A 10,130-nucleotide genomic window follows, 5' to 3' on the forward strand; every position below is an offset into this window, starting at 1 on the left:
CGAGAAATTGGTCGAGGCGGGTAGGACTGATTGAACCAGTCAAAGCCCCTTTGGGGCAGAATAACGTTGCGTAGTCCGATTTCTAATCGGCGTAGCAACAACAGTTCGGAATCCACGTTTTTCAAAGCGTGGAGAGTTCAACGCCACATTACCCTGTTTCAATCCCTAATAGGGATTAGTGTAAGTTGCAACTGGAAGAATTGATTCTGTATCCTTGAAATTGCCCGTTTCAATCCCTAATAGGGATTAGTGTAAGTTGCAACTGTTGTTTGAATGCCGATCGCGGCATTTTGGACGTTTCAATCCCTAATAGGGATTAATTGAAGTTGCAACCAAACTTGATTAGGGCTGCTATAGATAGAATCGTTCGTTTCAATCCCTAATAGGGATTAATTGAAGTTGCAACCCGAAAGACTGGGGGTAGAAGTGCGTCCCAATACGTTTCAATCCCTAATAGGGATTAATTGAAGTTGCAACTTAGAGGATGCTGCTGGTAAGTCTCAAATGATGAAGTTTCAATCCCTAATAGGGATTAATTGAAGTTGCAACCCAGAGCTAGCTATAGATTGCAGCTTCCAATCTAGAGTTTCAATCCCTAATAGGGATTAATTGAAGTTGCAACTATTATTGCATTTGCTTTTCTCTGTCTTGGTAATGGAGTTTCAATCCCTAATAGGGATTAATTGAAGTTGCAACTATAGTGGCTTGTAGGCTCTTGTAGGCACCGCTGTTTCAATCCCTAATAGGGATTAATTGAAGTTGCAACGATACAGTTATCAACTAATACTATGGAGTTTTGATGAGTTTCAATCCCTAATAGGGATTAATTGAAGTTGCAACATTTTGTCATAGATTTTAAATAAATAATGTATCTTGTTTCAATCCCTAATAGGGATTAATTGAAGTTGCAACCCACAACGTCCCAAGGTTTATTGAATACATCAAAGTTTCAATCCCTAATAGGGATTAATTGAAGTTGCAACTTTAATTATGAGCAATTCTTGGTTTAACTTCGACCCGTTTCAATCCCTAATAGGGATTAATTGAAGTTGCAACTTAATTACCCTCACCTTGGATAGTGTCCGAATCGTTGGTTTCAATCCCTAATAGGGATTAATTGAAGTTGCAACCCAAATCAACCGGGTTCTACAATTCCTATTTGGAGGTTAGTTTCAATCCCTAATAGGGATTAATTGAAGTTGCAACGGCTATTTAATCCTTGCAGCATCTGTTTAACACGTTTCAATCCCTAATAGGGATTAATTGAAGTTGCAACTGAATACTCAAAGAGCAATGGCTCTTAATGCTCAGTTTCAATCCCTAATAGGGATTAATTGAAGTTGCAACTGCTCAATCCAGAAGCCTTGCTGTATTTGGTTTTCAAGGTTCAGTGGTGCAAACCTAAAGTAAATATATCGTTTGAGCGATCGCACTGTCAAGAGCAAAGTAGTATAAAATTGCTCAAACCCAGTCAGGGTAAGATTTACAGAAAAGGTGCAGACCTCATTTCTCATCAAATCAGCTTCAAACATAGACAGAATAATAATTTCAGCCCCAAAAATCGACTGCTTTTTTTCTACACCTACTGGTCTGCACCGTCATCAAGCAAAAAACACTGTAGTATTTATTGGCATTTTGCTGCTAATGCGCTAAATTCGACAATCATCTAAAAGTGCGTTTAGCTCTGCAACAATTTTCCAAGGATTTCGACCTTTAAGAATACCAGCAATTGCTGCTTCATAGGGATTTTTACCTGTTTGTTTAACTGCTGCGATCGCTTGTTGATTTGAGAATCCGCGTCCACTAACTAGCCAAGCAGCTAAGACGTGTCCTGTGCGTCCAATTCCACCAGAACAATGAACTACTACTTTCTCATTTTGTTGATTTGCATCTGCTAAGAAGGGTAAAATTTGCTGGGTTAGGGTTGTGCGATCGCTCAGTTGAAAATCTGCTATTGGTGTCCAACAAACTTGATTAAGTCCAAATTTTTGTCGGTAAACTTCAAGTAAATTTGAATAACGAGTTAGCTGAGTCTGAGGAAGCAAACAGCAAACACGCTTGATATTTTGACTCTGCATAAACTCAATCCACTGATTGACTTGATCATTACTGTATCCAGGTCTTGCAGAACCAAATACAATTGTTTCAGTTTCACAAGCCGCAGCAAAGTTGTACATATTGTTTTTGTTGAAACTGAATTTATGATATTTAAGCACTAAAGTGCTTACTACAAACTTATTAAAATTTTTCCGATGAACCACTAGGAACAAGATTCTTTCTGAGCAAGGATAATAAGAAACCAAGGTTTGGTTGAGAGTTTTTTATAGTCTTGAGGGTAGAGTAGTTTACACTCTTCGGTAGGGCGTGGTTCAACAATTTTTTTGATGACAAATCCTGCATTATTGAGTGCGGAAGTCATTGCACTTAATGGACGACGATAAAAGCGTACGCGCACAGGTGTGTCACCAAAGCTGTTCCAAGAGTCTTCTATGAGTTCTGTGGCAAAATAATCAGCTTTTTCAAAAAATTGGAAATCCATGAAAGGATGATGAGTCGAAAACAATAGTAATCCTTTAGATAAGAGAATGCGGTGAAATTCTTTGAAAACACTTTCCCAATCTTTTAAATAGTGGAGAGTTAATGAGCTTAATATTATATCAAATGAATGATCTTCTAAAAAATCAAGGGGTTTATTTAGGTCGGCTTGGTGAACTTGACCCCGATTTTGTAGCCTTTGTCTAGTCAACTGTACCATCTTATTATTGATGTCAATAGCCACAACATCAGCACTGTGATTAATCAACCATTCGGAATATACTCCACCTGCACAACCAGCATCCAATACTCGCTTAAATTTGACATTTGATAAAAGAGATAACATGGCTGGTCTTTCATAGTAAGCATTGTGAGAATTGGACTCTGTAATCTTTACGTAAGCTTCTGCAAAAGCTTCGTAGTCATCAAAAGGTATATGTTTCTGCTGATGATATAAACTCATATTCAATCTCGTTTTTTAGCTGAATTAACTGGAAATGAGGCTAAGAGAGTATTTATAAAGTAAATATATAAGTAGGGCAGGTAAAAAGCGGTTTCGTGAAAAATTATTAGGACTTACGCAATAACTCTCCCAAACTCTTATTTCTTCGTGTCCTTTGTGTCCTTTGTGGTTCGTTGTTTCATGATTTTGCGTAAGTCCTAATTATATCAAGTTCGGATAATTAGTTATACTTCCCACAGTCATTGCACCCCACCCCCAACCCCTCCCCGCCTGCGGGGAGGGGTGGCGAAGCCAGGGTGGGGTTCTTTGGGAATTATAAGTAATCAAGCGAACCTGATATGAGATTAAAATACGCGCCTAATGCAAAGCCAAGTACTACAACTTTGGGAACTAAAGCAACGCACTGGCTCCCCTACATTGATTTTCTTTTTACTTGATAAATAACCTCTAATACTTAATTTAATCTAAATAGTTTTGCTCTATGTATTGAAAAGCAAGTATTGATCACTAAATTAATCCTAATTAACACGTTGCAACACTAAATGATTACGTTCAGTTAAGCTTGCTTGCCATTCAGGTTCAACTACAATTGTGCTGATTTTTTCGACAATGATTGCTGGTCCATTAATATGATCTTCTGGTTGTAAATCTTCTCGTCGATAAACTGGGGTATCATGCCATTGGTCAGCAGTAAACATTTGTACTATCTCGACAGATGCGGGAGGTTGATTGTTAGGACGAGTACGAGTAATTAATGGTTCTTCAGGAGTATCCATTTTCTGAATCACTTCTACTGAAGCGGATTCAACAATTAAGGTTTTTTCGATTTGAATGAAACCATAGCGAGATTTATGTTCAACCTCAAATTCTTGTCGCATCACTGCTACATCTGAGGCAAAATTAATCGTCAAAATCGAGTTAGTTCCTTCATATTTCAAATTAAGTTTTCTGACTATTTCTTCTGCGGTGCTTGCTGCCATTCCACCTGTGCTATCAGTAGAAAGGGGTAATTCATTTCTAGCTTGGGTTTCTAAAATTTGCATTAATTGTTGTAATTGGGGAATTAATGCTTGGGTAAGAGGTTGTTCTACTCCACTTTCTCTAATTGCCCTCACATCAGCTAATCCCATACCATAAGCTGAAAGCACTCCCGCGTAGGGATGCAAAAATATCTTTTTCATCCCTAAAGTATCGGCGATTAAGCAAGCAACTTGACCACCTGCACCACCAAAACAACAAAGCACGTATTGAGTGACATCATAACCTCGTTGCAGACTGATTTTTTTAATTGCGTTTGCCATATTCTCTACCGCAATAGCAATAAATCCGGCGGCTACTTGTTCGGGAGTACGAGTGTCAGTTGTAGTATTTTTGATATCTTGAGCTAATTGGGTAAATTTATCAACGACAATATCTTTATCTAAGGGCAAATTACCATCAGCCCCAAACACAGAGGGAAAATATTGGGGGTGAATTTTGCCTAACATGACATTAGCATCGGTGACAGCTAACGGGCCGCCACGACGGTAACAAGCAGGGCCAGGATTTGATCCCGCCGATTCTGGGCCGACACGATAACTAGAACCATCAAAAAACAAAATTGAACCGCCGCCAGCAGCAATAGTATTTATTGCTAATACGGGAACTCGCATCCGGGCGCCAGCAATTTCCGATTCTAGTTGACGTTCATATTCTCCTTTAAAGTGGGCAACATCTGTACTTGTCCCACCCATATCAAAGGTGATCACTAAGTCAAAACCTGCTCTTTTGCTAGTTTGAACTGCACCAACAATACCCCCAGCTGGGCCACTTAAAATACTATCTTTGCCTTGAAATTGTTGTGCATCGGTTAATCCGCCATCCGATTTCATAAACATTAATCTGACACCAGGTAACTGACTAGCTACTTGGTTGACATAGCGCCGCAAAATCGGAGTTAAATATGCATCTACTACTGTTGTATCTCCGCGACTAACCAGTTTCATTAAAGGGCTTACTTGGTGGGATACAGATATCTGCGTAAAACCAATTTCCTGGGTAAGTTGGGCGATTTGTTGTTCATGATCAGGATAGCGATCGCCATGCATAAATACAATGGCACAACTACGAATGCCCGTATTATAAACTGTTTGTAAGTCTTTTTTGACCTGTTCAATATTGATGGGAGTTAATTCGTTACCGTTAGCATCATAGCGTTCGTCTACCTCAATCACCTGCTCATAAAGCATTGTGGGTAAGATGATATGTCGGGCGAAGATATGAGGGCGATTTTGGTAGCCAATTCGCAATGCATCTTTAAAGCCTTTGGTAATCAGAAGCACAACGCGATCGCCATGTCTTTCTAACAGTGCATTGGTAGCGACTGTTGTTCCCATTTTTACCACTTCAATGGCTTCTGGTGGTATGGATTGATGACGATTAAGTCCGATGATATCCCGAATTCCTTGGATAACAGCATCTTGATATTGTTCGGGATTTTCTGAGAGTAATTTGTAAACTATAATCCATTGCTGATTAGGAAGGGGAACAATCAGAAAACGTTCTTGGTGTTCTGAGAGTTTGTCTATGATTGCTTGATTATCAGTAACCGCAACAATATCTGTAAATGTACCACCGCGATCGGCAAAGACTTTTAGCATGAGATGACATCACCTTGAAGCAAGATTCAAACGAGCGAAAGAACATCACACACAGAACTATAGCACTAAGCAAAAGGAAGAGAAAAATGACAGAGGAAATCAACGTCAAAACAAGCAGTGGTAATGTGTTTGCAGATTTAGCTGACAATGGCGTCATCCATATTATTGATCAAGTTTTGATGCCTGCACTAGTTGTTGCAGAGTAGGAAATTAGAAAAAAATAGCCTACGATTTAAATCGTAGGCTGGCAGCAAAAGTCAAGCCCACGGATTTATCCGTGGAAATCTTTCTTTTTACTTTTTACTTTTTATTTTTTACTTGTTTTGACCCATACCCAAAATACAACCACTGCGGGGAGGAAGATTTAAACTTAATTGTTTCGTTTCTCCCTCATTGTGCCATTCGATCTCAGCATTACCATATAAAAGCTTGTTGGGTTGGCTATGCAAGTTAATATCTATATTTGCTTTTACAGATGCAGTACCAGCATTGACGGCTACTATGATTTCTTCCTGATTTAAACTACGGGCAAATACGTAAAGCTGCCCATAAGCATGTAATACTTGATAATTACCTGTACGCAAGCAGGGATAAGCATGGCGCAGAGCAATTAATTGGCGGTGGGTGTCGAGAATTTCTTGGTTCCAGTTTGCTTCTAGGGGAAAACCACGCCGGGAATCGGGATCAAGACGACCTGGTAAACCCACTTCATCACCGTAATAAATACTACTAGCACCAGGAAAAGTCAGTAATAGTAGAGTTGCTAGTTCCACGCTGGGAATATCGCCTCCAGCAATAGAAATCAACCTAGCGGTATCATGACTTGCTAGCAAGTTTAATTGGGTAAGTTGAATTTCCCAGGGGTAAAGTTGTAGCAGTTTCTGCATTTTGACACCGTATTCAGCCGCAAATAACGGTGGGTAAGGATGATAGGAACGATCTTGTACTTGTTCCATATCGACGCGATCGCCTGCGGTAAATGCAATTGTTGGTGCAGCAAATAAATAATTCATTACACCATCAAACTGCGTACCATCCAACCATTCGCGGGAATCTCCCCAAACTTCACCCACTATATAAGCTTCCGGATTGATCGCTTTGACGCGATCGCGAAACTCTTGCCAAAAACCAGGAGTTTTAATTTCAAATGGTACATCTAACCGCCAACCATCAATGCCAAATTTAATCCAAAATTCGGCAATTTCCATAATATACTCGCGTACTTCTGGATTGTCGTGGTTGAATACTGGTAAAGCCCGATTGTCAGCCCAACCTACATAGTTAGCGGGAAACTCGCCGTTGTAAGGCGAAAGAGGCCAGCCTTCAATTTTGAACCAATCTACCCAAGGCGAATAGGGGCCATTCTCCAAAATATCGTGGAAAAAGAAAAAACCACGACTGGAATGATTAAATACTCCATCTAAAACTATTTTGATATTGCGGGCGTGGGCTGCATCTAGCAATTCCTTAAAAGCCGGATTACCGCCCAACATCGGATCAACTTGATAATAATCGTGGGTATGATAACGGTGATTACTTGCAGATTGGAAAATCGGCGTAAAGTAAATAGCATTAATTCCCAAATCCTGAATGTAATCTAACTGTTCCAGCACACCCCATAGATCCCCTCCTTTATAACCTTGGAGTGTAGGTATCGCATCCCAATCTTCCCAACTCGCATTACGTAACAAGCGCTTACGTGGTTGCTTGCTTCTGGCAAAGCGATCAGGAAAAATTTGATAAAAAACAGCATGTTTAACCCAGTCTGGTGTGCAAATCTCCATGTGTTACCCTCTTTGTCTCCATCGCGATCATCGTTGCAGATACTGGGTTAATTGTGTCTCACACCTGTGGTAGAAAAATTGATTGTAATTGCAGAGTGCGATCGCTATTCCCCAACAAACGGTCGTTAGATCACAACAAACGGTCGTTAGATCACAACAAGCGGTCGTTAGATCACAACAAACGATCGTTAGATCACAACAAACGATCGTTAGATCACAACAAGCGGTCGTTAGATCACAACAAGCGGTCGTTAGATCACAACAAGCGATCGCTATTCCCCAACAAATGATCGTTAGATCACAACAAGCGATCCTAACGACACGATAATTTGACGCATCTGCTCAGACAGATAGTTATTATACTGGTAAATAAAAATAATTTTGCAAGTAATATTTCTTTCAAAAGATTAGCCGAAAGTTACTTATAGATGCTTTACTAAGTATATACTGATCAAATCGTATCTATAGAGAATTCTAGGGGGAAATTTATCTTAAGAAGCTAAAAAACAAATATGAATTTATGTCATTTTTTATACCATTAATTTAAAAGAGTGAATTGTAGAGTAGACTCATTTAGGTTTGAATGTATTCAATTGAAACAGTTAATAGACAGCTAAAACAGTTACAATAAACTGGTATCAAGCAGTTTTTTTCTAAAAGAGAAAAATAATGCAAATCTTAAATTTGGAACAAAATCATCAATTGTGCGATCGCACAGCACATCCAGCAGCTATATTTATTTGTAGCATTGCAAATCAAGTTAGTGCTTTTTTGACCACGGTCATATACATTAAGTTAATGTGTACGAATTTATATCAGTATTCGTACAGCTAGACTGTGCTTGTATAACTGCGAGTGTAAGATAATTTTTGAAATTCCCTTGTTGACAAAAGGCTCAAAAATCAAGGCTAGAGATTTTTTTCTATCAAAAATTAACAAGTATAGGGTTGTCTAGTTAGCTCATGGAAATATCTAAAGCTACACGCAGACGGGGAGTTATGCTGACCTCCGTAGGACTGAAGCGGCTACAAGCAGCGATTTTAAGAGTAGAAATAGCAGAGAATAATGGTAATCGCTTCAGTATGGAACAGTTAAGCGATCGCATAAAAATTTCTACTAAAACGTTGACTCGGTTGTGGTCGTCGAATGCAAGTGTGGATCGCAAAACCCTCAAACTCTGCTTCAATGCCTTTAATCTGGAGTTACGTCGGGAAGATTACACCATCTTGAGTGAACCGAATTACACTGAAAGTTTTCCAGGATTACTAACAAATTTAGACAAAAAAGACATATATGCGTTGGAATTGCCATCGATTAAAGAACTATATGGACATTCTGAATACATTTGGTCATATCCAGATGGTCCAGTTCCTCTAGATTCTCCGCTATATATCGAACGTCCACCAATAGAGAAACTAGCCTATCAGGAAATTACGCAACCAGGGTGTGTAATCAGGATTCGCTCTCCCAGAGATATGGGTAAAAGCTCTCTGGTGCTGCGGTTGCTTGCTTTCGCACAAAAGCAGCGATATCACACAGTCAAATTGGATTGTGATCAAATCGATTCGCTGTGCATGGTTGACTTAAGCCACTTTTTCCGTTTTTTTTGCTGGCGCGTAGCAAAAGAATTAGGTATTGATCCAAATATAGATGCCTACTGGGATGAAGAAATGGGTAGGAAAATAAGTTGTAGTTTATACTTTAAGAATTACTTGCTCAAACAAATCAAACGTCCTGTGGTTCTCGTCTTAGAGCAAGCAGATCGCTTTTTTGAACATGCAGAACTAGCCCAAGAGTTTTTCACTTTGTTGCGTTCATGGCATGAAGAAGGACGAAGAGATCCCATCTGGCAAAAACTGAGACTAGTAGTAGTTTACTCTACAGAAGTGTATGTCTCTTTGGATATTAACCGCTCCCCATTCAATATAGGATTACCCTTACGCTTACCAGAATTTACTGAAGCACAGGTAAAAGAATTAGCTACAAGGCACGGACTAGACTGGAGTTACGGTAACGAAGTGACCCAGCTGATGTCACTTATAGGGGGACATCCAGCCCTAGTTCGGATTTCTCTGTATAATATTTGCTCTCAAAAAATGACTCTAGAACAGCTGATACAGGAGGCGATCGCCAACGGTGGTATCTACCGCCATCATTTGTGGCGACATTGGGCAACTCTACAAGAGCAACCCAGTCTGATGGACACATATACTAAAATTTTGGCGGGTAGGCAAAGTACTTCTGTTGATCCTGTTGAGATTTGCAAGCTTGATAACTTGGGAGTGATCAGCTACGAAGGCGATCGCATCAAACCACGTTGCGAACTCTACCGCGCCTACTTTGAAAAGCAGCTCTCTGTAATTAGTTGATCAATTTTTCTCGTCATTGGTCATTGGTAACTCGCGTTCTGTTTATTAACCAATACAGTTGGTGACAGGATAATTTATTCCAGCGAAAAAAATCGTAGAGACGTTGCATTGCAACCTCTCTACATGTCCGAAATTATGACGAAAAATTCTTAACCGAACCGTACTGCCCCACATCCCCGCGTCTGGTGCGTCTCCCTTCGTGACATACTCCTACACTGATGCAAGCATACAGTGTAGGCTTCTCATCCAATCCGGCTACTGCTTAGGAGGCGATGAGCTTTGTTTTGAGTCCACGGAATGCCCTACCGCAGACTATGATTTCTTACCTTGTAACCCTACA

Annotated in this window: 5 protein-coding genes and 1 CRISPR repeat array; of the genes, 1 reads left to right on the forward strand and 4 read right to left on the reverse strand. The window is 39.8% G+C overall.

What is annotated here, in order from left to right:
- The first annotated feature begins 155 nt into the window (after nt 1–155).
- Nucleotides 156–1,347: a CRISPR direct-repeat array (repeat unit 37 nt; unit sequence GTTTCAATCCCTAATAGGGATTAATTGAAGTTGCAAC).
- A 302-nt stretch (nt 1,348–1,649) separates the two neighbouring features.
- From ACE1AT_RS14695 to ACE1AT_RS14710, 4 genes are all read right to left on the reverse strand, one after another.
- Nucleotides 1,650–2,177 carry a dual specificity protein phosphatase family protein gene (locus tag ACE1AT_RS14695; protein ID WP_374869518.1) on the reverse strand — a complete coding sequence of 176 codons (528 nt, stop codon included), beginning with the start codon at nt 2,175–2,177 and terminating at the stop codon, nt 1,650–1,652.
- An 83-nt stretch (nt 2,178–2,260) separates the two neighbouring features.
- A complete protein-coding gene (locus ACE1AT_RS14700; protein WP_374869520.1) occupies nt 2,261–2,998 on the reverse strand; it encodes a class I SAM-dependent methyltransferase in 738 nt (245 codons plus the stop codon).
- 518 nt (nt 2,999–3,516) lie between these two features.
- Complete coding sequence (locus ACE1AT_RS14705) at nt 3,517–5,637, reverse strand: hydantoinase/oxoprolinase family protein (RefSeq protein ID WP_374869522.1); 2,121 nt, start codon at nt 5,635–5,637, stop codon at nt 3,517–3,519.
- A gap of 314 nt (nt 5,638–5,951) precedes the next feature.
- Nucleotides 5,952–7,421 (reverse strand): glycoside hydrolase family 13 protein, encoded by a 1,470-nt coding sequence (locus ACE1AT_RS14710; RefSeq protein WP_374869524.1) that lies wholly within the window; start codon nt 7,419–7,421, stop codon nt 5,952–5,954.
- 962 nt (nt 7,422–8,383) lie between these two features.
- Here ACE1AT_RS14710 and ACE1AT_RS14715 point away from each other — a divergent pair.
- Nucleotides 8,384–9,790, forward strand: a complete 1,407-nt coding sequence (locus ACE1AT_RS14715; RefSeq protein WP_374869526.1) for an AAA-like domain-containing protein — start codon at nt 8,384–8,386, stop codon at nt 9,788–9,790.
- The last annotated feature ends 340 nt before the right edge of the window (nt 9,791–10,130 follow it).

It is taken from the genome of Pelatocladus sp. BLCC-F211, assembly GCF_041928655.1.
GTDB lineage: Bacteria > Cyanobacteriota > Cyanobacteriia > Cyanobacteriales > Nostocaceae > Pelatocladus.